Source organism: Gordonia spumicola, from assembly GCF_009932475.1.
In the GTDB taxonomy this organism is placed as follows: domain Bacteria; phylum Actinomycetota; class Actinomycetes; order Mycobacteriales; family Mycobacteriaceae; genus Gordonia; species Gordonia spumicola.
Genome location: NZ_BJOV01000005.1, coordinates 246,935 through 270,284, shown reverse-complemented (window position 1 = coordinate 270,284; position 23,350 = coordinate 246,935). Strand labels below are relative to the sequence as shown.

24 protein-coding genes are annotated in these 23,350 nt (G+C 68.6%); 13 read left to right on the top strand and 11 right to left on the bottom strand.

Annotation, left to right across the window (positions count from 1 at the left end; all coding sequences use genetic code 11):
* Positions 1 to 64 precede the first annotated feature (64 nt).
* From GYB83_RS12515 to GYB83_RS24120, 4 genes are all read left to right on the top strand, one after another.
* Complete coding sequence (locus tag GYB83_RS12515; RefSeq protein ID WP_161895842.1) at positions 65 to 1,942, top strand: ABC transporter ATP-binding protein; 1,878 nt, start codon at positions 65 to 67, stop codon at positions 1,940 to 1,942.
* A gap of 46 nt (positions 1,943 to 1,988) precedes the next feature.
* Entirely contained in the window at positions 1,989 to 3,122 is a 1,134-nt protein-coding gene (locus GYB83_RS12510; RefSeq protein ID WP_161895841.1) for an Mrp/NBP35 family ATP-binding protein, read from the top strand.
* Between the two features lie 121 nt (positions 3,123 to 3,243).
* The gene (locus tag GYB83_RS12505) at positions 3,244 to 3,852 is read left to right on the top strand and encodes a DUF3558 family protein (RefSeq protein WP_161895840.1); all 609 of its coding nucleotides are present in this window, start codon (positions 3,244 to 3,246) and stop codon (positions 3,850 to 3,852) included.
* Between the two features lie 393 nt (positions 3,853 to 4,245).
* Positions 4,246 to 4,854 carry a DUF3558 family protein gene (locus GYB83_RS24120; protein ID WP_161895839.1) on the top strand — a complete coding sequence of 203 codons (609 nt, stop codon included), beginning with the start codon at positions 4,246 to 4,248 and terminating at the stop codon, positions 4,852 to 4,854.
* A gap of 197 nt (positions 4,855 to 5,051) precedes the next feature.
* Here GYB83_RS24120 and tatB read toward each other — a convergent pair whose 3' ends face one another.
* The 4 genes from tatB to sigE all read right to left on the bottom strand — a co-directional run bounded on the left by tatB (position 5,052) and on the right by sigE (position 8,108).
* Complete coding sequence (gene tatB, locus GYB83_RS12495; RefSeq protein ID WP_161895838.1) at positions 5,052 to 5,510, bottom strand: Sec-independent protein translocase protein TatB; 459 nt, start codon at positions 5,508 to 5,510, stop codon at positions 5,052 to 5,054.
* 17 nt (positions 5,511 to 5,527) lie between these two features.
* Positions 5,528 to 6,949 carry a S1C family serine protease gene (locus tag GYB83_RS12490; protein ID WP_161895837.1) on the bottom strand — a complete coding sequence of 474 codons (1,422 nt, stop codon included), beginning with the start codon at positions 6,947 to 6,949 and terminating at the stop codon, positions 5,528 to 5,530.
* A 3-nt stretch (positions 6,950 to 6,952) separates the two neighbouring features.
* Positions 6,953 to 7,318 carry an anti-sigma factor family protein gene (locus tag GYB83_RS12485; RefSeq protein WP_161895836.1) on the bottom strand — a complete coding sequence of 122 codons (366 nt, stop codon included), beginning with the start codon at positions 7,316 to 7,318 and terminating at the stop codon, positions 6,953 to 6,955.
* Positions 7,319 to 7,388: 70 nt separating this feature from the next.
* Positions 7,389 to 8,108, bottom strand: a complete 720-nt coding sequence (gene sigE / locus GYB83_RS12480) for an RNA polymerase sigma factor SigE (protein ID WP_161895835.1) — start codon at positions 8,106 to 8,108, stop codon at positions 7,389 to 7,391.
* A gap of 129 nt (positions 8,109 to 8,237) precedes the next feature.
* Here sigE and GYB83_RS12475 point away from each other — a divergent pair, with 129 nt between their 5' ends.
* A complete protein-coding gene (locus GYB83_RS12475) occupies positions 8,238 to 8,888 on the top strand; it encodes an O-methyltransferase (RefSeq protein ID WP_161895834.1) in 651 nt (216 codons plus the stop codon).
* 21 nt (positions 8,889 to 8,909) lie between these two features.
* Here GYB83_RS12475 and manB read toward each other — a convergent pair whose 3' ends face one another.
* The 3 genes from manB to rfbD are packed head-to-tail and all read right to left on the bottom strand — an operon-like array spanning position 8,910 to position 11,815.
* Positions 8,910 to 10,001: a mannose-1-phosphate guanylyltransferase gene (gene manB, locus GYB83_RS12470; RefSeq protein WP_161895833.1), complete on the bottom strand. Its 1,092-nt coding sequence runs from the start codon at positions 9,999 to 10,001 to the stop codon at positions 8,910 to 8,912.
* Between the two features lie 20 nt (positions 10,002 to 10,021).
* Complete coding sequence (locus tag GYB83_RS12465; RefSeq protein ID WP_161895832.1) at positions 10,022 to 10,909, bottom strand: glycosyltransferase family 2 protein; 888 nt, start codon at positions 10,907 to 10,909, stop codon at positions 10,022 to 10,024.
* Positions 10,910 to 10,918: 9 nt separating this feature from the next.
* The gene (gene rfbD, locus GYB83_RS12460; protein ID WP_161895831.1) at positions 10,919 to 11,815 is read right to left on the bottom strand and encodes a dTDP-4-dehydrorhamnose reductase; all 897 of its coding nucleotides are present in this window, start codon (positions 11,813 to 11,815) and stop codon (positions 10,919 to 10,921) included.
* A 152-nt stretch (positions 11,816 to 11,967) separates the two neighbouring features.
* Between rfbD and GYB83_RS12455 the strand changes: the two genes are divergently transcribed.
* Genes GYB83_RS12455 through GYB83_RS12445 form a run of 3 tightly spaced genes read left to right on the top strand, consistent with a single transcriptional unit; the run spans position 11,968 to position 15,346 of the window.
* The gene (locus GYB83_RS12455; RefSeq protein ID WP_161895830.1) at positions 11,968 to 13,662 is read left to right on the top strand and encodes an LCP family protein; all 1,695 of its coding nucleotides are present in this window, start codon (positions 11,968 to 11,970) and stop codon (positions 13,660 to 13,662) included.
* A gap of 23 nt (positions 13,663 to 13,685) precedes the next feature.
* The gene (locus GYB83_RS12450; RefSeq protein WP_161895829.1) at positions 13,686 to 14,372 is read left to right on the top strand and encodes a TIGR03089 family protein; all 687 of its coding nucleotides are present in this window, start codon (positions 13,686 to 13,688) and stop codon (positions 14,370 to 14,372) included.
* Positions 14,373 to 14,398: 26 nt separating this feature from the next.
* Positions 14,399 to 15,346: an LLM class F420-dependent oxidoreductase gene (locus tag GYB83_RS12445; protein WP_161895828.1), complete on the top strand. Its 948-nt coding sequence runs from the start codon at positions 14,399 to 14,401 to the stop codon at positions 15,344 to 15,346.
* Positions 15,347 to 15,454: 108 nt separating this feature from the next.
* On the opposite strand, the gene GYB83_RS12440 is transcribed toward GYB83_RS12445, so the two are convergent.
* Together GYB83_RS12440 and GYB83_RS12435 are read right to left on the bottom strand one after the other, a co-directional pair.
* Positions 15,455 to 16,624 (bottom strand): acyl-CoA dehydrogenase, encoded by a 1,170-nt coding sequence (locus GYB83_RS12440; protein WP_161895827.1) that lies wholly within the window; start codon positions 16,622 to 16,624, stop codon positions 15,455 to 15,457.
* A 76-nt stretch (positions 16,625 to 16,700) separates the two neighbouring features.
* Positions 16,701 to 17,336: a TetR/AcrR family transcriptional regulator gene (locus GYB83_RS12435; RefSeq protein ID WP_161897488.1), complete on the bottom strand. Its 636-nt coding sequence runs from the start codon at positions 17,334 to 17,336 to the stop codon at positions 16,701 to 16,703.
* A gap of 85 nt (positions 17,337 to 17,421) precedes the next feature.
* Here GYB83_RS12435 and GYB83_RS12430 point away from each other — a divergent pair, with 85 nt between their 5' ends.
* From GYB83_RS12430 to GYB83_RS12410, 5 genes are all read left to right on the top strand, one after another.
* Positions 17,422 to 17,790 carry a nitroreductase family deazaflavin-dependent oxidoreductase gene (locus GYB83_RS12430; protein ID WP_161895826.1) on the top strand — a complete coding sequence of 123 codons (369 nt, stop codon included), beginning with the start codon at positions 17,422 to 17,424 and terminating at the stop codon, positions 17,788 to 17,790.
* Entirely contained in the window at positions 17,790 to 18,605 is an 816-nt protein-coding gene (locus GYB83_RS12425) for a dienelactone hydrolase family protein (RefSeq protein WP_161895825.1), read from the top strand. Before GYB83_RS12430 ends, GYB83_RS12425 begins: the two co-directional genes overlap by 1 nt.
* Positions 18,602 to 19,285: a GNAT family N-acetyltransferase gene (locus GYB83_RS12420; protein ID WP_161895824.1), complete on the top strand. Its 684-nt coding sequence runs from the start codon at positions 18,602 to 18,604 to the stop codon at positions 19,283 to 19,285. Before GYB83_RS12425 ends, GYB83_RS12420 begins: the two co-directional genes overlap by 4 nt.
* Positions 19,286 to 19,287: 2 nt before the next feature.
* On the top strand, positions 19,288 to 20,298 hold the full coding sequence (locus GYB83_RS12415; RefSeq protein WP_161895823.1) for a nitronate monooxygenase: 1,011 nt from the start codon (positions 19,288 to 19,290) through the stop codon (positions 20,296 to 20,298).
* A 152-nt stretch (positions 20,299 to 20,450) separates the two neighbouring features.
* Positions 20,451 to 21,479, top strand: coding sequence for a hypothetical protein (locus tag GYB83_RS12410; protein ID WP_161895822.1), 1,029 nt, complete (start codon positions 20,451 to 20,453; stop codon positions 21,477 to 21,479).
* On the opposite strand, the gene purE is transcribed toward GYB83_RS12410, so the two are convergent.
* On the bottom strand, positions 21,465 to 21,977 hold the full coding sequence (gene purE, locus GYB83_RS12405) for a 5-(carboxyamino)imidazole ribonucleotide mutase (RefSeq protein WP_161895821.1): 513 nt from the start codon (positions 21,975 to 21,977) through the stop codon (positions 21,465 to 21,467). The two genes, GYB83_RS12410 and purE, sit on opposite strands and share 15 nt — an antisense overlap.
* Before the next feature lie 57 nt (positions 21,978 to 22,034).
* Positions 22,035 to 23,273 (bottom strand): 5-(carboxyamino)imidazole ribonucleotide synthase, encoded by a 1,239-nt coding sequence (locus GYB83_RS12400; RefSeq protein WP_371865335.1) that lies wholly within the window; start codon positions 23,271 to 23,273, stop codon positions 22,035 to 22,037.
* Positions 23,274 to 23,350: the final 77 nt, after the last annotated feature.

Here is a 23,350-nt window from a genome sequence, read left to right as displayed (position 1 = left end):
CGTTTGACATCAAGTGCGCTTGATGTTGTGAACTGACTCGCATGACACGAATGCAGGCATCACGATGAGCATGGAATCCGTGGCGTGGGACGTCATGTACAAGTCCATGCACACCCCCGACGCGCGGTCCAAGGCGGATCGACGTGCCACGCTGCGCCGGATCGCGGGCTTCGCGAGGCCGCACCGCAGTCGGATCGTCGTCTTTCTTCTGCTGTCCACGGTGACCGCGGCGTTGACGGTCGCGACGCCGCTGCTGGCGGGACGGGTCATCGATTTGATCACCGACGGCGACTCGTCGCAGGCGGGCGGCATCGTCGGCCTGGCCGTCCTCATCGCGGTGATCGCCGTGGTCGAGGCCGCGACCGGAATCGCGATCCGGTGGCTGTCGTCCACCATCGGCGAAGGGCTGATCTTCGACCTGAGGCGAGCCGTGTTCGACCACGTCCAGAAGATGCCCGTCGCGTTCTTCACCCGCACGCGGACCGGTGCACTGGTGAGTCGCCTCAACAACGACGTGATCGGTGCGCAGCGCGCGTTCAGCGACACGCTGTCCGGTGTGGTCTCGAACTTCGTCACCCTGCTGTTGACCCTGGGCGTGATGGTCGCGATCAGCTGGCAGATCACGTTGCTCGCCCTGGCGCTCCTACCTGTGTTCGTGCTCCCGGCACGCCGGATGGGCAGGCGCATGGCAGGCCTGGCCCGCGAGAGCGCCGACCACAACGCACGCATGTCGACGCAGATGACGGAACGTTTCTCCGCACCGGGCGCGACCTTGGTGAAGTTGTTCGGGCGACCGGACCGGGAGTCGTCCGAGTTCGCGAGTCGGGCCGACGCCGTCCGCGACATCGGCGTCCGGCAGGCGATGCTGCAGTCGTACTTCTTCACCGCGCTGATGCTCGTGTCGTCTCTCGCGCTGGCGCTCGTCTACGGTCTCGGCGGCTGGCTCGCCGTCCGCGACCAGTTGTCAGCCGGAGCCGTCGTGTCCCTGGCGTTGCTGCTGACCAGGATGTACGCACCGCTCACGGCGCTCGCCAATGCCCGAGTCGAGGTGATGAGCGCCCTCGTCAGCTTCGAGCGCGTCTTCGAGGTCCTCGACCTGACGCCGCTGATCGCCGACCGCCCCGACGCCGTGGCCGTGCCCGACGTGGATTCGGGGGTGTCCGTCCGATTCGACGCGGTGTCGTTCACGTATCCGGCCGCCGACAAGGTGTCGCTCGCGTCGTTGGAGGAAGTCGCCCAGCTCGATCCCCGCGACGGTTCCGAGGTGCTGCACGGCGTCGATCTCGACGTCCCCGCGGGATCCATGGTCGCGCTCGTCGGCAGTTCCGGTGCGGGCAAGTCGACGATCGCGTCGCTCGCGACCCGCCTCTACGACGTCGACGCCGGCGCCGTGCGGCTCAACGGCGTCGATGTCCGAGACCTGTCGGCCGCGTCGGTGCATCGGACGGTCGGGCTCGTCACCCAGGACGGCCACCTGTTCCACGACACGGTGCGCGCCAACCTCGCACTGGCGCGGCCCGATGCGTCCGACGACGACCTGTGGGACGTCCTGCGCCGCGCGCGGCTCGACGATCTGGTCCGGGAGCTGCCGAACGGCCTCGACACCGTGGTCGGCGAACGCGGATACCGCCTGTCGGGCGGTGAACGTCAACGGCTGACGATCGCCCGACTGCTGTTGGCGAGGCCCGCCGTCGTGATTCTCGACGAGGCGACCGCTCATCTCGACTCGACGTCCGAGGCCGCCGTCGGCGAGGCGCTCAGCGAAGCGCTGACGGGCAGGACGTCCCTGGTCATCGCTCACCGCCTGTCGACGATCCGCGCGGCGGACGTGATCGCCGTCGTCGAGCACGGACGGATCGTCGAGCGCGGCGATCACGCGGCACTTCTCGCCGCGGGCGGCAGGTACGCGGAGCTGTACCGTACGCAGTTCGCGTCGGCGTGACACGTCACTGTGGGGCGGCCACCGGGGCACGCCCTAGACTGGCCTGGTGAGCACACCTACCGAAGCCGCGGTCCGATCCGCGTTGAGCAAGGTCGCCGATCCCGAGATCGGCAAGCCGATCACCGATCTCGGCATGGTGAAATCCGTCGCGATCGCGGACGACGGCAGCGTCGACATCGGCGTGTACCTGACCACCTCCGGTTGTCCGATGCGCACCGAGATCGCCGACCGCGTGTCGACCGCCGTCGCCGACGTTCCCGGGGTCGGAGCCGTCCGCGTGGAACTCGACGTGATGGACGACGAGCAGCGCACCGAACTGCGCAAGAAGCTCCGAGGCGACAAGGCCGAGCCGGAGATCCCGTTCGCCAAACCCGGCAACCTCACTCGCGTGTACGCGATCGCGTCGGGCAAGGGCGGCGTCGGCAAGTCGAGCGTCACCGTGAATCTGGCGACGGCGCTCGCCGACCGCGGCCTGTCCGTCGGCGTGCTCGACGCCGACATCTACGGTCACAGCGTGCCCCGCATGCTCGGCAGCGACGCGAAGCCCACCCAGGTCGAGTCGATGATCATGCCGCCGCAGAGCCACGGCGTGAAGTTCATCTCGATCGGCCAGTTCACGGACGGGAACACGCCGGTCACCTGGCGCGGCCCGATGCTTCACCGCGCGCTGCAGCAGTTCTTGGCCGACGTCTACTGGGGCGACCTCGATGTCCTGCTCCTCGACCTTCCGCCGGGCACCGGCGACGTCGCGATCTCCATCGCGCAGCTGATCCCCGGCGCGGAGATCCTCGTCGTCACCACGCCGCAGCAAGCCGCCGCCGAGGTCGCCGAACGCGCGGGCGCCATCGCCCTGCAGACCCGCCAGAAGGTGCTCGGCGTCGTCGAGAACATGTCGTGGATGGAGCTGCCCGACGGGTCCCGGATGGAGCCGTTCGGTTCGGGTGGCGGAGCCCAGGTGTCCGAGCGTCTGACCCGCGCGGTCGGCGCGCCCGTCGAACTCCTCGGCCAGGTCCCGCTCGAACAGGACCTACGCGAAGGCGGAGACGCCGGCGTCCCCGTTGTCCTCGCCAAGCCCGAATCGGCGTCCGGATCGGCGCTGCGCGCGATCGCAGACAAGCTCGCCGTCCGACGCCGCGGCCTCGCGGGCATGAGCCTGGGCATCGACACCACGCGGCACTAGCCCGCAAACGAGGGTTTCAACGACAGACGAGGCATGCATGCGTGCCTCGTCTGTCGTTGAACACCTCGGATGGAACCTGACACCGGTTTCGTGCGTCTGACCTTGTAAGGGGGTCAGACGCATGAGGAGAATCCTGACATCGATCGCGGCCGCAGCAGTCGTGGTGTGCGCAGCCGCGTGGGGTATCGACCATCTCGCGGGGACGCACGCGATCAGGCAGGTCGACGCGGTCGGCCGCACGATGCCGTTCACCGTCACGAATCCCGACCGCTGGAATGCTCAGAACGACGGAGTGTCGTTCGAGCCGTGCACAGCGTTCACGTACACCCAACTGGTCGAGATGCGCGTCGACCCGCGCACCGTCGTCGATGCGTCCGCCGAGCGGCGCTACCCGAACGGCCGGGGCTGCACGTGGGACTACGCCTCGACCGGCTATCTCGCCGACTGGACCGTCACGCAAGTCGTGACCGACACCCCGGCCGACGACTGGATCGACCCGACTCCCGTCCCGCGACGTGCCACCAACATCGCATCCACCAACGGGGTCCCTGAGATGACGTCGATGACGACCGGCCACCAGCGCTGCACCTATGAGTTCCGCATCAACGGATCGACCGTCGCGACCACCTCCCAGCACCACGGCCCGGGCACCATCCCCTTCGACGACCTGCCCTGCACGCTGGCCGGGCTGTTCGCCATCTCGACGATTCAGGCGATCAACTCGACCTGACACGGCGCGTCGATGGAACCGAACAGGGATCCCGTGCGTCTAACCAATAGAGGGACAATTCACCCACCCGAGGAGGCCACCCATGAGCGAGTTCGTCTACGAATCCTCGGCCTGGCACAACCGAGCCACGATCGCCCGGGAGGCTGGGGTGGAGCTGGGCGAGCTTGGGCAGTCGCTCGAGACGACAGTCGCTCAGAACTACTTCGGTCGCGGGTGCGAGGAGGGAGCGGCCCTCTTCGCAAAGCTTCAGGCTTCACTTCGGAGCGCACGTACCGAGTTGACTAGCCTGTCCGAAGCTGCGCACCTGCTCGCAGCGAATGCTTCTATGGCTCGAAGTCAATTGTATGAAGTCGATCGGAACAGCGCAGTTCAACTAGAGCCGCCCCACGATAGATGAACAGAATCTCGCTGATCGTCGTCACCCTCGTCGGGATTCTGACGACAACATCTTGCACCGAGGCCGGACACCCTGAGAAGTCAAGCGGCATCCGACAGCTCGACGACAACGGCGCGCGCCTGCCGTTCAGTACATCGTTCGAACACCGTTGGAGCAGCGCCAACGACGGGACACCATATGAGCCGTGCAACGGAATCTCAGCAAGTCAGTTGTCGACTCTAGGAATCGATCGAACATCGGTCCGAGACGCGGCCGGAACTGACGGACAGACAGCACGTGGGTGCAGATGGACATCCATCCACAACTCGACTGAAGGTCACTGGTTGTGGAATCAGACTGTGAGCAACTCTGCTGGTATTCAGGAAGAAGTACGAAGACGTTCGGGCGTCGACGACGTTTGGCTGGACAAAGTAACCATAGGCGACCGCAGAGTCGCGCTTCATACCTACTCAAGTGGAGAATTCTGCAGTGCGTATGTCGAGTCGCGGAAAGCGATAGTCATTACGGCAGTGAGCCACAACGGAGCGACAACCGCGTCAGTCCCAGAACTCTGCGAACGAGCAATCGCGTTCACTAAGGCGACGATCGGCCGCATGCCCGAGTAGGACCGACCCAGCGATTGTTGCGGCGTTTCGACACAGACCCTCCGCTATCGCTCCGGGCCTGGCTCAACGACCGGGAAAGCAATGCTCCGGGGCCTGCTTAACGACCGGGAAGCAACGCTCCGGCGCCTGCTCAACGAGTGGGAAAGCAACGCTCCAGGCCTGGCTCAACGACCGAGGAAGCAACGTCCCAGGGGACGTCAGGTGGCGTCCCAGTCGGTGAAGTCGTGGGTGCGCTTGACTTTAGACGGCGGGGCCGGGGCATCGGCGGAGCCGAGCTTCGACAAGTCCGGGCCTTCGGGTTCGGCCACCGCGCGGGGAGTCGACGCGGCAGTGCCGTCGAAGTCCAACGTCTCGCGGACGGAGCGGCCGAGATCATCGATAGACGACGAGTCACCGCCGAGCAGATGCTTCGTGACGATGCCCTTCGGTGTCATCTGGCGCAGCTCGTTGATCTGCTTGATGGGCTCGCGGAACTGATCGAAGTCCGTGCCCATCTCGTCACGAAGCTGGCCCGACGCCCCTGTCGCGTAGTCGCGGACCTTCCGGATGGACTGCATGGTCCACGACACGGCACCGGGCAGGCGCTCCGGTCCCAGAATGATGAGGCCCGCAGCCAACAGGACGACGATCTCGCCCCAACCGATACTGCTGAACATCGCTAACGCCCGATCGTCTACTGGTCGCTGACCGGCGTGATCGAACCCTCGAACGTCCGACCCTCACGCCAGTAGGTGAATTTCACCGCCCCGTCGATCTTCGACGTCCGGACGGCGACGGTCAACTCGTCCGCGCCCTCGATCGCCCGGCCGTTGAAGTTGGTGATCACATCACCCTCGCGGAGCCCGGCACGCGCCGCCGCACTCCCCTGCGCGACATCGCGCACCTGTGCACCGAACACGCGGTCGTTGCGAACCGTGGCTGCGGAGACGCCGATCGTCGGATGCGCCATCTTGCCCGTCTTGATCAGCGACTCGATCACCGGCTTCGCCTCGTCGATCGGAATCGCGAAACCCAGACCGATCGATGTGCCGCTCGGCGTCAACGCCGCCGTGTTCACACCGATCACCCGGGCCTTCGAATCGACGAGCGGGCCACCCGAGTTGCCCGGGTTGATCGACGCATCGGTCTGAATCGCGTTGATCACCGCATCCGTGTCGGACGTGGCGTCGGGCCGCAGCGGCACCGGGCGGTCGACCGCGCTCACGATGCCCGACGTGACTGTCTTGTCGAGGCCGAGCGGAGCACCGAACGCGATGACGTCCTCGCCGATCTCCACCTTCGACGACTCGCCGAGCGTCGACACCGTCAAGTTCTTCACATTGTCGACCTTGATGACCGCCAAGTCGGTCTTCGGGTCGCGCCCCACCAGCCGGGCGGGCACCCGCGTGCGGTCGGCGAAGACGGCCTCGAGCTTCGCGTTCTTGTCCGTGGCGGCCGTCGTCACCACGTGATTGTTGGTGGCGATGTAACCGGACTTGTCGAGCACGAAACCCGAACCGGTCTCGCCGCTCGACGCCGTACGGACCTCGATCGTCACCACCGCGTTGGCCATGGCCCGCGCCACGCGGGACACCCGCGTCGCGCTGTCGCTGTCGTCGTTGCCCGAGTCGTCGACGTTCAACGTCACCGAATCCGAGTTCAACGGCGTCACGACCTCCGCCGTCCACCGCCCGACGAGGCCACCGGCGAGACCGATCAACAGGGCGACCATGCCCAACGTGGCGAGCGCCCATCCGTGGACGCGACCTCCCATGAGCACGTCGCGGATGCCGAGCTTCGGGCCCGGCGTCGACGGCGCGACGGCGTCGGCGACCGCCACGGCGGGCGAGTCCATCGCCACACCCGACATCGGATCGCGCCACGGGTCCGCGGGCTCGTCCGGGGTGTCGTCGACGACGTCGCCGGCGTTCGGATCACGCTGCAGCGTCTCGGACTCCCCGTCCGGACGCCCGAACGCCTCGCCGAGAACCGGATCCGGCGGCGCGATCGTCGGCTGCGGACGATCGACGTCCGGCGTCTTGTCGAACGAACCGGAGACGCCCGTCGGACGCCCGAACACAGCCTCGTCGTGCGAGGTGGGAATACGATCGCTCACTTCTCAGCGGCCCCGACGGTTGAAACGGCCTGCACGACGCATGTCGAACTCCTGAGTCGGGATCTGGCACAGCTGGCCCAGCAACGACTGGGGCGCGGTGAGGTCATTGCCCTCGCGCAACAACGAACGCGCGCGAGCCTGATTGGCGACCTCGTCCGAACAACGCGGGCACATCGCGAGATGGGCGTCGGCGCGTCCGGCCGCAGTCTTCGACAATTCGTTGTCGACATAGGCGACGACGGCCTCGACCGCGAGATGTTCGGTCGGCGCGAAGTCGGGCGACGGTCGATGATTGGGATTCGGGGCGATCGACGAGCCGATCGGCGCCCAGCGATCACCAGAAGAACGTCGTGTGTGACCAAGGCCCACGGGTGCCGCCCTTCCCAACACGGGCTGCTCGTGCGGCCCGACATGATCTGCTCGGGCCCAGCCTACGCGATCAGACCTCACTGGCGACGGCGACCGACCGGCTGTCGGTCTGCCCGCGAGCCGCGAGGAACTCGCGAATCCCCTGACGTCCGCGGTGGATGCGGCTGCGGACGGTGCCCATCTTGACGCCGAGCGTCGTGCCGACCTCCTCGTACGACAGGCCTTCGATGTCGCACAGGACGACCGCGGCACGGAACTCCGGCGCCAACGAGTCGAGAGCGGCCTGCAGATCGGGACCGAGATTCGCGTCGGCGTAGGCCTGCTGCGGATCGGGGGTGTCGGTCGGGATCTTGTCGTACGTCGACTCCAGCGCCTCCATGCGGATCTTGCTGCGACGACGCACCATGTCCAGGAACAGGTTGGTCGTGATGCGGTGCAGCCAGCCCTCGAACGTGCCGGGCTTGTAGCTGGTCAACGACCGGAACACGCGGATGAACGTCTCCTGCGTCAGGTCCTCCGCGTCATGCTGATTGCCCGACAACCGGTAGGCGAGGCGGTAGACGCGGTCCGCGTGCTCGGCGACGAGTTCGTCCCAGGACGGCATCATGTTCTGATCGCCGGTCGCATCGAATCCAGCCGTCCCGCGGAATGAATCGCGCGTGGAGTCGGCGGGAGTGCTCGGGTGAAGGCTCATCGGGAAGGTGCCAGTTCCTTTCTTCACGGAAGCACCGGCAGTCGTCGTGCTGTATGACGCTGCAACGTCGGTGTCGCGATCGATATTCCGGACCATCGACTATGAGCCTGTCGTAGTGGAATGTGGGCGGACCCAGAGCTGGCTGAGTGTTTCCTGAGTTTGCGAAAGTCCCTGGTCCGGCGTGGTGGGACTACGACACGAAGCCGGTGTGGCACTCTCATTCACATGACTGACACGACGTCGCCGGACCGCATCACGCGCCTGCACGCCTACGCCGAGGCCGCCATCATCGAAGACGACGCCCTCGTGGGCGCACGCCTGCGCGGCGAAGAACTCGGCGCACCCGCGATCAGCCCGGCGACGGGCGCGCTCCTCTCGCTGCTCGCCCGCACCGCGGGCGCACAGCACGTGGTCGAGATCGGCACCGGGACCGGTGTCAGCGGGCTGTGGCTGCTCGCGGGGATGCCCGCGACGGGCGTCCTCACCACCATCGACCCCGAACCCGAACATCACCGGGCGGCACGGGAGTCGTTCACCGACGCGGACATCGCGCCGGGGCGCACTCGCCTGATCAACGGCGCGCCGTCCGACGTGCTGACCAGGCTCGCCGACACCACGTACGACCTCGTCTTCGTCGACGGCAACCTGCTGTCGTACCCGGCGTTCGTCACCGAGGCCGTGCGCATCCTGCGCCCCGGCGGGCTGCTCGTGGTGAACAACGCGTCGGCGGGCGGCACCCTCGACGACCCGACGGCCACGGACCCGCGCACCCTCGCCGCCCGCGAGGCGGCGACCATCGTCGCCGACGACGACCGGTTCCTGCCCGCGATCATCCCCGTCGGGACGGGCCTGCTGGCCGCGGCCAAGGCCCACTGAGCCCGCCGGCCCCGGCCGACGTCAGACGTCGGTGGAGAAGCGGATGCCGTTGTCGGGGATCTGGATCTCCGGCCACACCCGCGCACCGCGGAGCAGTTCGCAGCGGGCGCCGATGGACGCGCGGTCACCGATGACGGTGTCCCGGACCAGTGCACCCTCGCCGATTCGGGCGCCGAAGCCGACGATGCTCCGTTCGACGACGGCTCCGGCCTCGACGGTCGCACCGTCGAAGATGACGGCGCCGTCGAGCCTGGCGCCCGCGCCGACCGTCGCACCGCGTCCCACCACCGTGCCGCCGATGAGGACCGCACCCGCGCCGACGTTGGTTCCGTCCAGGACCAGCGACTCGCCGCAGGCGTCCTGCAATGCGGGCGACGGCGCGATCCCGCGCACCAGGTCGGCCGAACCGCGGACGAAGTCTTCGGGCGTGCCCATGTCGCGCCAGTAGGCGTCGTCGACGTGCGCGTGGATGTGACGACCCTGTGCGAGGAGCGACGGGAACACCTCGCGCTCCACCGACACCGGACGTCCGGCCGGGATCTCCCCGATGACGTCGCGGTTGAACACGTAGGTGCCCGCGTTGATCTGGTTCGTCGGCGGGTCCTGCGTCTTCTCGAGGAACGCGGTCACCCGACCGGACGCGTCGGTCGGCACGCAGCCGAACGCCCTCGGGTCTTTCACACGCACCAGGTGCAGAGTGACCTCCGCGCCCGACTCGCGGTGTGTGGCGACCACGTCGCGGATGTCCGTGCCGCCGAGCACGTCGCCGTTGAAGACCAGCACGGTGTCGGCGGTGAGCGCGTCGTACACGTTGCGGATGCCGCCGCCGGTGCCCAGCGGCTGCTCCTCGGTGATGTACGTCAGGTTCAGGCCGAGCGACGAACCGTCGCCGTAGTGGTCGGCGAAGACGTGCGCCTGGTACGACGTGCCGAGCACGACGTCGGTGATCCCGGCGTCCCGGATGCGGGACAGCAGGTGCGTGAGGAACGGTGCGCCCGCGGTCGGGAGCATCGGCTTGGGGGCCGACAAGGTGAGCGGCCGCAGTCGGGTGCCCTTGCCGCCGACGAGAACGAGTGCCTGCACAGACGGTGTCACAGTTGGTGTTCCTTCCATCAGAGAATCTGGTGCGACGATCAGCGCAGACCCGCGCGACGCTGCTCACGCAGGGCCGCGGAGACGGCGATCTTGGAGCGGACGGCGAGGCCCGCGCGCAGGACGACGCGCAGCGGAGCACGCAGCGCGCCCGGGTTCCGGTCGGCGTTGAAACGGTACGCGCTCGCGTGATGCGCGGGGATCATCTTCTCGGGATGTCTGCTCACCGAATGACTCTTCGCGTGCAGCACGCGGGCCGATGGAACGTAGACGTTGAGCCACCCGGCGCGCCCGAGCCGGTCGCCGAGGTCCACGTCCTCCATGAACATGAAGTAGCGCGAGTCGAAGCCGTCGACACTGTCGAAGGCGCTGCGTCGCACCAGCAGGCACGACCCCGACAGCCAGCCGACGGGACGTTCGGTCTCGTCGCCGGGCTCGACGCCGCCGTCGCGGTATGCCCTCGTCCACGGATTGGACTTCCAGACCGCGCCGAGCAGGGCGTGTCCGGTGCCCGAGACCAGGTCGGGGACCGCTCGTGCCGACGGATACACCGATCCGTCGACCTCGGTGACGAGCGGTCCGAGGCTTCCGGCTCGCGGCCAGCGAGCCGCGGCCGCGAGCAGTTCGTCGAGCGATCCCGGAGCCCATTCGACGTCCGGGTTGGCGATGACGATGAACTCGATGTCCGGATCCAGTTCGGCCACGCCGCGGTTCATCGCCGCGCCGTACCCGATGTTGCCGCCGCTGTGCACCAGCGTGACGTTGTCGTACTCGGCGGCGGCCTTCTCGGGCGCGCCGTCGTCGGAGCCGTTGTCGGCGATGACGACGGGCGCCGTGTGAGTCGACGCGTCGCCGAGGGTGCGCAGGAAGTTGTGGAGGTAGTCACCGGACGAGTACGTCACGGTCACCACTCCGAAAGGAGCAGTCACCGCGTCAGACTAACCCGACCGACGGCCTCCGAGCGCCTCGGCGAGCGCGGCGCGCCACGGTCGGAGGGGACGGAGACCGGCATCCGCCCACGCCCGACCTGACAGCACCGAATAGGGCGGACGCGGTGCCGGACGTGGGAATTCGTCCGTCGTGCAGGGGCGGACGCGCTCCGGATCGGCTCCCATCTCGGAGAACACGGCGCGCGCGAGATCACACCACGTGCCCTCGCCGGAGTTCGTCGCATTCAGCACGTCCCCGGCGATCGAATCGGCGCGGCGCGCGACCTCCCACAGTCCGCCGGCGAGGTCCGGGGCGTACGTCGGCGACCCGGTCTGGTCGTCGACGACGGTCAGCTCGTCGCGTTGCGCCTCGAGCGCGATCATCGTCGTGACGAAGTCGCGGACCGGCGGCCGTCCGGTGAACACCCACGCGGTGCGGACAATGATCGTCGACGGATCGACTGCGGTCGCCGCGCGCTCCCCCGCGAGCTTGGACGCGCCGTAGACCGTCGTCGGCGCCGCACCGAGGTCGTCGGCGCGCAGCGGGCGATACGGTACGTCCGGGCCGAACACGTAGTCGGTCGACACCTGGATCAGCCGCGCCCCCGCCCGAGCGGTCTGCTCGGCGAGCCTGCGCGGGCCGTCCGCGTTCACCGCGAACGCGGCCTCGCGCTCCGTCTCGGCGCCGTCGACGTCGGTGAAGGCCGCCGCGTTGATCACTCGATCGCCGCGCCGGAGTCCACTCAACGCGGACCGCACCGACTCGTCCGAGGTCAGGTCCACATCGGACGACCGCAGGGCCCTGACCTCGACATCGTCGGGCGTCGCCCGCGATGAGAGGAGTGCGGACCCCAACTGTCCGGCAGCGCCGACGACGTACACGACGGGAGAGTTCACGCGGTCCATCGTGCCGCATCCCACAACCGTGCGGCGACGCCCACGCCGGACCGCCTCCGCCGCGCGGTCACCGCGCGCACGTATCCTCTGCTAGGGACACACGCACTAAGCGGCCGTCGGGGACGCCGCGGCCCGCATGACTCGAAGGGACACCTCCGCACGTGGATCAACGCCGCGAAGACGCTCGGGCCGAACGCGCCCGTGACGACGCGCGCCCCCGACGGCGTCGGCCCTCGCCGGTCGACACCGGCGCGACTCGCCGCCGGACGTCCGAGGAGATCCACACGAGCCGGCGGCGACGACCGGACCGGGCGGGCGCACCCAGGCGGAAGCCCCCGAAGAAGACCCCTCCGGGATCGTTCCGCGACGCCGTCACCACGTGGTCGACGCGTCCCGTCGCCGGCGTGAAGCCCAAGTACATCGGCCGGTCGTTCGTCGCCCTGCTCACCGTCGCCGTGCTGATCGTCACCGGCTTCGGATGGAGCCGCGTCAACTCGTTGAACTCGGCCGTCACCCAGCTCGACGACCTGGGGCTCGGCGGCGGCGGTGACGACGGGGCCGTCGACATCCTGCTCGTCGGCACCGACTCACGGACCGACGCCAAAGGCAACCCGATGTCCGATGAGGAGCTCAAGTGGCTCCGCGTCGCGGGCGACATCACCACCAGCACCGACACGATCCTGCTGATCCGCATCCCGAACGACGGTTCCGCGGCGACCGCGGTGTCGATCCCCCGCGACTCCTACGTCGACATCCCCGGCATCGGCAAGAGCAAGATCAACGCCGCGTACGGCGCCACCCGCGAGGAGGTCCGGATCCGCGAAGTGGAGGCCGGTGCGTCCGAGGAGGCCGCCGAGGCCGCGGGCACCAAAGCCGGCCGTCAGGCCCTGATCGACACCGTCGCCAATCTGACCGGCGTCACCGTCGACCACTACGCCGAGGTCGGACTCCTCGGTTTCGCACTGCTCACCGACGCGGTGGGCGGCGTCGACGTGTGCCTCAAGCACAGTGTCAACGAACCGCTGTCGGGTGCGAGGTTCCGCAAGGGACGCCAGACGTTGGACGGCCCCGAGGCGTTGAGTTTCGTCCGTCAACGCCACGACCTGCCCCGCGGCGATCTCGACCGCATCACCCGCCAACAGGTGTACATGGCCTCACTCGCACAGAAGATCCTCTCGACGCAGACCCTCACCGATCCGGGCAAGCTCAGTGAACTCGAGAACGCCGTGTCGCGGTCGGTCGTCATCGACGACGGCTGGAACATCATCAGCTTCGCCGAACAGCTCAAGGACCTGACCGGCGGAAACATCAAGTTCACCACGATTCCCGTGTCGGACGAGCCCACGTGGAGCGACGACGGCACACAGAGCGTGCTCGGCGTGGACCCCGACCAGGTCCACACGTTCATCACCAAACTGCTCGGGCGGACGTCGCCGTCGACCCCGTCCAACCCGCGGTCGGGTGTGACGGTCGACGTCGTCAACGCGTCCACCGTCGACGGTCTCGCCGCGAACGTCATGGGCGTGCTCACCCGGCTCGGCTTCACCAAGGGCACCACGTCGAACAAGCCGATGAACGAGTTCGACTCGATCGTCTTCGCGAATTCGACAGACAGCGACAAGGCGAAGCAGCTCGTCAAGGACCTCGGCGGCAACATCGAGATCCGTGAGGACTCGTCGCTGCCGGACGACCGACTGCGGGTCGCCCTGACGAACACGTACACCGGTACCGGCTCGATCGTGCAGACCGGCGATCAGGGCCAGGACCAGCAGACGACGCCGACCTCGACGCCAACGACGTCGTCGTCGACCTCGGTCATCAAGGCCGACTCGGACGGCCCGGTCTGCGTCAACTGACGCCCGTCCACCAAGATGGACGCATGACCGACACCGTCACCGGACTCGTCCTGGCTCGCCTGACCGACTACGCGCAGCCGCTGTTCACCTTCTACGACGAGGGCACAGGCGAACGCACCGAACTGTCGGGCGCCACGCTCGGCAACTGGGCGGCGAAGATCGCGAACTACCTGCGCGACGAGATCGGCGTCGCTCCGGGCGACGCCGTGCGGGTCGACCTCCCCGAACACTGGCAGACCGCTGCGGTCGTCCTCGGTGCGTGGTGGGCGGGTGCGCGGGTGCTCGTCGGCGACGCGGGCCAGGACCCGCTCGTCGCGTTCGTGACCCGCGACGGAATCGACGCGCACGACGTCGACGAGGTGGTCGTCGTGCCCTTGGATCCCTTCGCCATGGGATCGCGCGACCTTCCGCTCGGCGTCAGCGACTTCGGCGACGCCGTCCGCACCCACGGCGATCAGTACCGTCCGGGCGGCGCAGGCCCGCTGGCGGTGAACGATCTCCCCACCTCGGCGGTGTCGTCCGCCGCGTCCGACGTCTCCGCCGGTCAGCGGGTGCTCTCGACGCGGGAGTGGGCGAGCGCCGACGGCCTCGTCGCCAACTTCGCCGCTCCGCTGCTCGCGGGCGCATCTCTGGTCTGGGTCCGCGGCGCCGACGACGCCCGCATCGACGCGCTCGCCGCGACGGAGAAGGTCGACGTCGTCCTGCGCTGACTGTGAAGCGTGAGTAGCGTGTTCTCATGACGCTGCTCGGCTATCAGATCCCCAACTTCACGTACCCCGACGTCCCCGCGGACCAGTTGTTCCCGACAATCGTCGCGCAAGCGGTCGAAGCCGAGAACTCGGGTTTCGACACCGTCTTCGTGATGGACCACTTCTATCAGCTCCCGATGATCGGGACTCCCGATCAAGAGATGATCGAGTGCTACACGCTGCTCTCGGCACTGGCCCAGCACACCTCGAAGGTGCGACTGTCCGCGCTGGTCACCGGCAACACGTACCGCGAGCCCGCGTTGCTCGCCAAGACCGTGACCGCGCTCGACGTCGTCTCCGGCGGGCGCGCGCAACTCGGCATCGGCGCGGGTTGGTTCGAGTTGGAGCACGACTCCCTCGGTTTCACGTTCGGCACGTTCACCGACCGGTTCGAACGGCTCGAGGAGTCCCTCCAGATCGTCCTCGGCATGCTCCGCGGCGAACGCCCCACGCTCGCCGGCAAGTGGTACTCGGTCCGCGACGCGATCAACTCGCCCGCTCCCCTGTCCCGGATCCCGGTGATGATCGGCGGCGGCGGCGAACGCAAGACGCTGCGCATGGTGGCCCAGTACGCCGACGAGTCGAACCTGATCTGCGCTCCCGAGGACATCGGCCGCAAGCTGGCCGCCCTCGACGAGCACTGCGAGCGGCTCGGGCGCGACCGTTCGGAGATCACCGTCAGCCTGCAGACCTACGCGTGCATCGCCCCGACGCACGACGAGGCGGTCGCCGACCTGGATGCGTACATCGAACGCGTCCCCGCCGCAGCGGCGCGGCGCGGGAGCATCATCGCCGGCGACCCCGACGAGGTCACGGCCGCGTTCGAGACGCTGAAGGGCTCCGGCGTCGACGGCTTCTCGGTGAACCTGATGGCGAACGGTCACATCCCGGGACGCGTGAGCATGCTCGGCGACGCGCTGGCTCCGCTCGTGTAGCCCCTCGACTGCGCTCGGGGAACCGGACGACTGCGCTCGGGGATCGGTGAGCGCTCCTCGAGCGCAGCGTCCGATCCTCGAGCGCAGTCGAGAGGCGGCGCCAGACGGTCAGCCGCGCAGGAGTGCGCGGGCCATGACCATGCGCTGGACCTGGTTGGTGCCCTCGTAGATCTGGGTGATCTTGGCGTCGCGCATCATGCGCTCCACCGGGAAGTCGGTGGTGTAGCCCGCGCCGCCGAACAGCTGCACGGCGTCGGTGGTGACCTCCATCGCGACGTCGGAGGCCAGGCACTTGGACGCCGACGAGATGAAACCGAGCTGGCCCTGGCCGCGCTCGGCGCGCGATGCGGCCGAGTACACCATGAGGCGAGCGGCTTCGACCTTCATCGCCATGTCGGCGATCATGAACTCGACGCCCTGGAACTGGCTGATGGTCTTGCCGAACTGCTTGCGCTCCTTGACGTACGCGATCGCGGCGTCGAGGGCGCCCTGCGCGACGCCGACGGCCTGCGCGCCGATGGTCGGGCGGGTGTGGTCGAGGGTCGCGAGGGCCGTCTTGAAACCGGTGCCCTCGTCGCCGATGATCCGATCCTCGGGAATGGTGCAGTTCTCGAAGTACAGCTCGGCGGTGGGGCTGCCCTTGATGCCGAGCTTGTGCTCGAGCGGTCCGACCGTGAAACCCTCGTCGTCCTTGTGGACCATGAACGCCGAGATGCCGTTGGCGCCCTTCTCCGGGTCGGTGACGGCCATCACGGTGTACCAGGCGGACTGTCCGCCGTTGGTGATCCAGCACTTGGAGCCGTTGAGGACCCAGCTGTCGCCGTCCTTGCGGGCGCGGGTCTTCATCGACGCGGCGTCCGACCCCGCCTCGCGCTCGGACAGCGCATACGACGCCATGGCCTCGCCCGATGCGATCGACGGGAGGACCTTGGCCTTGAGCTCGTCGGAGCCGGACAGGATCAGGCCCATCGTGCCGAGCTTGTTGACGGCGGGGATCAGCGACGCCGACACGTCGACGCGCGCGACCTCTTCGATGACGATGCAGGCGGCGAGGGAGTCGGCGCCCTGGCCCTCGAACTGCTCGGGGACGTGGACGGCGTTGAAGCCGTTGGCGACGAGTGCGGCGCGGGCCTCCTCGGGGAAGCGGGCCTTCTCGTCGACCTCCTTGGCGTAGGGGGCGATCTCCTTCTCGCTCAGTGCGCGGATCGCCTCGCGGAGAGCCTCGTGCTCTTCCGGCAACTGGAAGAGGTCGAAATCGGGGTTGCCGAACTTGCCCATCGTGGTGACTCCTTACTGACACCCGCGCTGTCACTGAGTGCCGTCGATTTAGTTCTTCATGAGTTCATCACGGCACTCAGTGCCGCGTCAATCGGTTCCGGACAATGTCGGCCACCTCATCCGGTGTGAGATCGGCCGAATGAGTGACCACCGTGACCGCAGTGGCCCCTGCTCGCTCGTGACGTTGAGTGGTCGCGTGGATTCGACGCAGTTCGTCGTGCAGGAACTGCGCGGTCGCGGTCTCGTCGCCGCGGACCATCTGCCGCAGCAGGAGATTGTGGGCGCCCGTGACGGCGGCCGCATAGGCGACGATCCGCACGCGCGGGACGTCCGGGAGCCTGCGCCGCAACGACTCCTCGAACAGCCGCTGATAGCGATAGGTGGTGACGAGCTCTCGGTCGCGCAGGGCAGGCACCTGCGCCACCACGCGATAGCGACCGACCGCGAGCTCACGATGATCGGCGAAATGCGCGAAGACGCCCTCGGCCGCCGCGCACACCGCCCACCACGGGTCGTCGTCGCGCTCCCGGAGACGCTCGGCCACCCCGGCCAGCAGCTCCTCGTGATCGGCGAAGATCAGGTCTTCCTTCGATCGGAACTGACGGAACAGCGTCCGACGCGACACGCCCGCGGCCGCGGCGACCACGTCGACCGACGTCGCCTCGTAGCCGTGCTCGGCGAACAGGCGGATCGACTCGGCCACCACCTGCATGCGGAAATCGGCCGAATCAGACACACCCGCCTCTGTGCTCACTCTCCAAGTATCCAACCGACGGGCGATGAGGCAAGCTGGTGGGGTGAGGATCCCCCGCGCCGTCGCGCACGCGAACAAGTTCATCACCAACCCGATCCAGGGCCTGTGGGCAGGGCGGATCGCACCGTGGGCCGTCGTCGAACACGTCGGCCGCAAGTCGAACACCACCTACGAGACGCCGGTCATCGCATTCGTCGACCACGATCGCGTGTCCATCGTCCTGCTGTACGGCGACGACTCCGACTGGGTCCGCAACGTCCTGCACGCGGGACGCTTCACGCTCGTCCGCGGCGGCGAACGCCTCGACGTCGCGGGTGCCCGCGTGCTTCCCGCCGACTCGCCCGACGTGGTGAAGCCGGCGCGGATCCCCGCGATGCTCGCCGAGTCGGTCCTGTACGGACGCCTCGCCTGATGGCGGGCCTCGACGCGTTCGATCGGCTCGACTTCACCGACGGCGGCGTCACCCACCACTACTACCGACGCGGCGCCGGACCCGCGGTGATCGTGATCCCCGAGGTCCCCGGCGTCACCCCGAAGGTGATCGAGTTCGCCGAGCGCGTCGTCGACGCCGGATTCACCGTCTTCATGCCGTCCCTGTTCGGGATCGACGGCGTCGGCATCCGCCCCGACGGGATCCGCGGCGTCGGCGCGTCGATCGCGACATCGGTCGGCACCCTGACCAAGGTCTGCGTGAGCCGCGAGTTCACGATCCTCGCGACCGGCCGCAGTTCCCGCGTCGTGACCTGGCTGCGGGCGTTGGCCCGCCACGCGCACGCCGAGTGCCGCGGGCCCGGAGTCGGAGCGATCGGCATGTGCGTGAGCGGCGGTTTCGCGCTCGGCATGGCCGTAGACGACGTCATGCTCGCACCGGTCCTGTCGCAGCCGTCGCTGCCGCTCGGCGTGACTCCCGGACGTCGCAGGAACATCGACATCTCGCCCGCCGACCTCGCCTGCGTGCGGGACCGTTGCGCGAAGCAGGGGCTGGAGGTGTTCGGCGCCAGGTTCGACGGCGACATGCTCGTCCCCGGCGACCGCTTCGCCTTCCTGCGCGACCAGTTGGGCGACAACTTCATCGGCGTCGAACTGCCCGACTCCGCGGCCAACCCGACGGCTCTGATCCCGCCGCATTCGGTGGTCACCGAGCACCTCATCGACGAGCCCGGCGAACCGACACGCGACACGCTCGACGCGATCATCGCGTTCTTCCAGCGCAAACTCGCCGCGTGAGCGCCGTCCTGGACGACCCGTTCACCCAGGCTCTCTCCGGGCCGCAACGTCGGTTCGCACGGAGCGCCGGCCGGATCAGGGCGTTCGAACGCGACGTCTCCGTGTTCTACGGGCATCCGCGAGAGATGACCGCACAGGACTACGCGGACCTCGCCCGGCTCGGCGGCGTCGGACACACGGTGTCGCTGCGCGATCGTCGCACCCCGCTGCCCGATACGGGATTCGAGTTCATCGAACGATTCGACCTCGTCCAGTACGAGGGCTCGGCGGTCGCCGGGGTCGCCGATCCCGAGCTGGTGGTCCTCGGACCGCCCGACGTGGCCGAGATGACGGCGCTCGTGGAGCTCACCAGGCCCGGACCGTTCCTGCCGAGGACCGTCGAGATGGGCACGTACCTCGGCTGGCGCGACGCCGACGGCCGACTCATGGCGATGGCGGGGCAGCGCCTCCGACTGCCGGGATGGACCGAGATCAGCGCCGTCTGCACGCATCCCGACGCGCGCGGACGCGGGCTCGCTCGACGGCTCGTCGCCGCCGTCGCCGCGGTGACAGACGACGAGGGCGCCCGACCGTTCCTGCACACCACCGCCGACAATCCGGCGCGCGCACTGTACGAGTCGATGGGCTTCGTCCTGCGCAGCCGCGTCGATCTGGAGGTCCTACGAGTCACCGGAGAGTGAGCATGTACCGTTTCGACACCGATCTGACAGTCCCCGTCGTCGGCGCGCCGATGGCAGGCGGCCCCAGCACCCCGGCGCTGACCGCGGCCGTGTCGCGGGCGGGCGGCTTCGGCTTCCACGGCGGGGCCTACGTGTCGCCCGACACGCTGCGCGACGACGTCCGCGCGACACGGGCACTCACCGACCGCCCGTTCGGCGTCAACCTCTTCGTCCCCGAGCGGGTGGACGTCGACGCCACGGCCTTCGCCGCCTACCGAGAACGGTTGACGCCGCTCGCCGACAGGGTCGGAGTGGAGCTCCCCGAGCAGGTCGCGTTCACCGACGACGCGTTCCCGGCCAAGATCGACGTCCTCGTCGACGAGCGGGTCCCGGTCGTCTCGTTCACCTTCGGGCTCCCCGACCGCGCCGTCATCGATCGTCTCCACGACGCCGGGATCGCCGTGTCGTCGACCGTGACGAGCGTCGACGAGGCGCGGCTGGCCGTAGAGGCCGGCGTCGACTCGCTGTGCGCACAGGGCTTCTCGGCCGGCGGGCACCGCGCGATGTTCGCGATCGCCGACGCCGATCCTCGGATCGACACCCTCGACCTCGTCGCTGCGGTCGCCGACCTCGGACTGCCGACGGTCGGGGCGGGCGGTGTCGGCTCGGCGGACGACGTCCGAGCCATCCTCGACGCCGGAGCCGTCGCCGCTCAGATCGGCACGCTGCTCCTCCGCACCCGTGAAGCCGGAACGCGGCAGGCGCACAAGGACGCTCTCGCCGACCCGCGCTTCACCCGGACCGTCACGACCCGCGCCTACTCCGGTCGCCTCGCCCGCGGCCTCGAGAACGAGTTCATCCGCGCCAACGACGGCCGCGCGCCCTCGGCGTACCCGCAGGTCAACACGCTGACCGGAGGCATCCGCAAGGCGGCGTCCACCGACCCCGACGTCATCAACCTCTGGGCCGGATCGGGTTTTCGGTCCGCGCGTGTCGCCACGGCCGCCGACGTCATCGCCGGACTGGTCGGTTGAGGAGTGGATCGGTGTCGCGTGGTGACACCGATTCGCCCCTCAAGTCTTGTCGCGTGTGCGTCCGGCCACACGCTCAGGGTCCTGACAGCTTGCGTCCGTAGGGTCGGGCCACGTCTGCCCGTCGACGGACCGACACCGAACAGGAGACCCCGATGACGCTCATGGACGCACCTCGTCACGCCTTGCACGACGACGAGCCCGATGTTGCGGAGAGCCACGACGACGCTCCTCGCCCGGCGTCGGCCTCCCGGCTGGTGGTACCGGCCGTGGCCTTCCTGACCGTCGTCTTCGCCGGACTCGTCGCAGGCGGCGCGGTGTTCCTGACCACCGCGCCCACCATCCGTCCGCCCGCGGTGGACCTCAGCCCGGACGATGTCGCATCGGCCCAGGAGTCGGTCGGCTCGGCGAAGATGATGATCGACATGATGTCGGCCGCCGTCGACAGCGGAACCTCCGGCATCGACAAAGTGGTCTCGAGCGTCGAACCGACGTTCGCCTCGATCGACACCGCGGCGGGCGCCGCCGAGCAGATGGCCGCCGGACTCGCGTCCGCACCCGACCTGCAGGCGGCCGCCGCGCAGATCCAGCGGTTGGGTACGAGCGTGTCGAAAGGTCTGGAACAGGCGCAGTCGTTGGCGTCGTCGGCCCGGGACGTCGACCAGCTCGTCACCCCGATCATCACGGGCCTCTCGCGGAGCGACGTGCCTGGCGCCGACAAGACGATCGCACAGCTCAAGTCGCTCCAGTCGGCGAGCAGGCAGATCGCGGCGACGCTCGGCGACCTCGGTCCCCTGCGTGCCGAACTCGATCGGACCACCGCGGCCGCGGGCCCGGCGGCCAGGCAGGTGGACCGGGCCATCGCGCAGGCACGGACCGCGGCGAACCAGTTGCGGGACGGGCTGACCACCCTCGCGTCGGCGAAGGCCGACACCGTCAAAGCCGCCGACTCGTTGTCGTCGGGCATCGGTCAGCTCAAGGGCGCGCTGACGACTGTCTCGAACAACCTGTCGTCGGCGGACGACTCGCTGACCTCAGACGACGCCCAGCCCGCCTATGTGTACGACCACGCAGACCGCATCGGACGCGGCGTCGTCACCGGCGCGGCCACCGCACTCGGTCTCCTCGTGATCGCCGTCGGCGGCTGGCTGTTCGTCCGACGTCGCCGATCAGCCGTCGAGTAGCGTCCGGCGCAGGTTCTCGTCCTTCTCCAGGACCATGCTCTCCAGGCCGGCCTGGAACGACTCCATCGACTTCTGCAGCGCCGGATCGCTCGCACCGAGGATACGGACAGCCAGCAGTCCGGCGTTGCGGGCTCCACCGATCGAAACCGTCGCCACCGGGACGCCCGCGGGCATCTGGACGATCGACAGCAGCGAGTCCATGCCGTCGAGGTACTTGAGCGGGACCGGGACGCCGATGACGGGAAGCGGCGTCGCCGACGCCACCATGCCCGGCAGATGCGCGGCGCCGCCCGCGCCCGCGATGATCACCGAGATGCCGCGCCCGGCCGCGTTCTTCGCGTAGTCGAGCATGCGCTGCGGGGTGCGGTGGGCGGACACCACGCCGACCTCGAACGGCACGCCGAATTCGGCGAGCGCCTGCGCCGCGGCCTCCATCGTCGGCCAGTCCGAGTCGCTGCCCATGATCAGTCCGACGCGGGGTCCTGCGGGTGCGGTCATGTCGATTCTCCGTTCACTTCGGGTGTCGCGTACGACGGGTCGGTTGTACGAACGGCGTCAGTCGTGCGGGTTCCAGCCGTCGGTCCAGACGGCGTGACTCATCCAGTGCGCGGCGCGTTCAGCACGCTCGCGGACCACGGCGACGTCCTCGCCCGGACGGCCGACGATGTTCACGTGCCCCACCTTGCGGTCGGCGCGTTCGCCCTTGCCGTACATGTGGACCTTCGCGTCGGGCATCCGCGCGAACAGGTGGTGCATCCGCTCGTCGACCGACATCGCCGGTGCCCGCTCGGCGCCGAGGACGTTCGCCATCACGGTGACCTCCGCCCGCGCGGACGTGTCGCCGAGCGGGTAGTCGAGCACCGCGCGCAGGTGCTGCTCGAACTGCGACGTGACCGCGCCGTCCATCGTCCAGTGGCCGCTGTTGTGCGGCCGCATGGCGAGCTCGTTGACGACGAGCTCCCCGTCGGCGGTCTCGAACAGTTCCATCGCCATCGCGCCGACCACGCCGAGTTCGTCGGCCAGGCGCAGCGCCATCTGCTGGGCGCGCTCGGCCACCTCCGGGTCGAGATCCGGTGCGGGTGCGAGCACGACCGCGCACTGCCCGTTCCGCTGAACGGTCTCGACGACGGGCCACGCCGCCCCCTGACCGTACGGAGACCGAGCGACCATCGCCGACAGCTCGCGACGCATCGTCACCTTCTGCTCGGCCATCAGGACGGTATCGCCGCCCGACTGCGCGTCGAACACGTCGAGCGCCTCGTCGCGGCCGCCGACCAGCCACACACCGCGGCCGTCGTATCCACCGCGGACGGCCTTGATGACCACGTCCCAGCGGTTGGCCTCGCCGAACGCGATCAGCCTCTCGCGCGCCGACGCCACATCGCCCGACAGGTCGGCGTACTCGGGGACGGGAAGACCGAGGTCCGACAGCCGGTTTCGCATGTCGAGCTTGTCCTGCGCGAACCGCAGGGCCTTCGACGGCGGACGGACCGCCACGCCGTCGGCTTCGAGCGCCCTGAGGTGCTCGAGCGGCACTCCCTCGTGGTCGAACGTCAACGCGACCGCGCCCGCGGCCGCCGTGCGCAGATCGTCGAGCTCGTCATGCGAACCGAGGACGACGTCCGCGCTGACCTGCGCGGCCGGATCGCCGGGCGAAGCGGCCAGGACACGCAGGCACTGCCCGAGGGCGATCGCCGCCTGATGGGTCATGCGGGCCAGCTGACCACCGCCGATCATGGTGACGGTCGGCATTCCGGACTCTCCTCGACGCGCTGCGGAACTCACGGCGTCAATGGTGTCACGTCTGCCTCGAAACGCCGCATCGACCGCGGGAATGTGGTTGCGAACGCTCGATTACGTACACTCAAATG

Coding starts and splice junctions, on each gene's coding strand:
- GYB83_RS12515 (WP_161895842.1), top strand. CDS start 65: ATGAGCATGGAATCCGTGGCGTGGGACGTCATGTACAAGTCCATGCAC.
- GYB83_RS12505 (WP_161895840.1), top strand. CDS start 3,244: ATGAGGAGAATCCTGACATCGATCGCGGCCGCAGCAGTCGTGGTGTGC.
- GYB83_RS24120 (WP_161895839.1), top strand. CDS start 4,246: ATGAACAGAATCTCGCTGATCGTCGTCACCCTCGTCGGGATTCTGACG.
- tatB (WP_161895838.1), bottom strand. CDS start 5,510: ATGTTCAGCAGTATCGGTTGGGGCGAGATCGTCGTCCTGTTGGCTGCG.
- sigE (WP_161895835.1), bottom strand. CDS start 8,108: ATGGTCCGGAATATCGATCGCGACACCGACGTTGCAGCGTCATACAGC.
- GYB83_RS12475 (WP_161895834.1), top strand. CDS start 8,238: ATGACTGACACGACGTCGCCGGACCGCATCACGCGCCTGCACGCCTAC.
- manB (WP_161895833.1), bottom strand. CDS start 10,001: ATGGAAGGAACACCAACTGTGACACCGTCTGTGCAGGCACTCGTTCTC.
- rfbD (WP_161895831.1), bottom strand. CDS start 11,815: ATGGACCGCGTGAACTCTCCCGTCGTGTACGTCGTCGGCGCTGCCGGA.
- GYB83_RS12450 (WP_161895829.1), top strand. CDS start 13,686: ATGACCGACACCGTCACCGGACTCGTCCTGGCTCGCCTGACCGACTAC.
- GYB83_RS12445 (WP_161895828.1), top strand. CDS start 14,399: ATGACGCTGCTCGGCTATCAGATCCCCAACTTCACGTACCCCGACGTC.
- GYB83_RS12440 (WP_161895827.1), bottom strand. CDS start 16,624: ATGGGCAAGTTCGGCAACCCCGATTTCGACCTCTTCCAGTTGCCGGAA.
- GYB83_RS12435 (WP_161897488.1), bottom strand. CDS start 17,336: ATGCAGGTGGTGGCCGAGTCGATCCGCCTGTTCGCCGAGCACGGCTAC.
- GYB83_RS12425 (WP_161895825.1), top strand. CDS start 17,790: ATGGCGGGCCTCGACGCGTTCGATCGGCTCGACTTCACCGACGGCGGC.
- GYB83_RS12415 (WP_161895823.1), top strand. CDS start 19,288: ATGTACCGTTTCGACACCGATCTGACAGTCCCCGTCGTCGGCGCGCCG.
- GYB83_RS12410 (WP_161895822.1), top strand. CDS start 20,451: ATGACGCTCATGGACGCACCTCGTCACGCCTTGCACGACGACGAGCCC.
- purE (WP_161895821.1), bottom strand. CDS start 21,977: ATGACCGCACCCGCAGGACCCCGCGTCGGACTGATCATGGGCAGCGAC.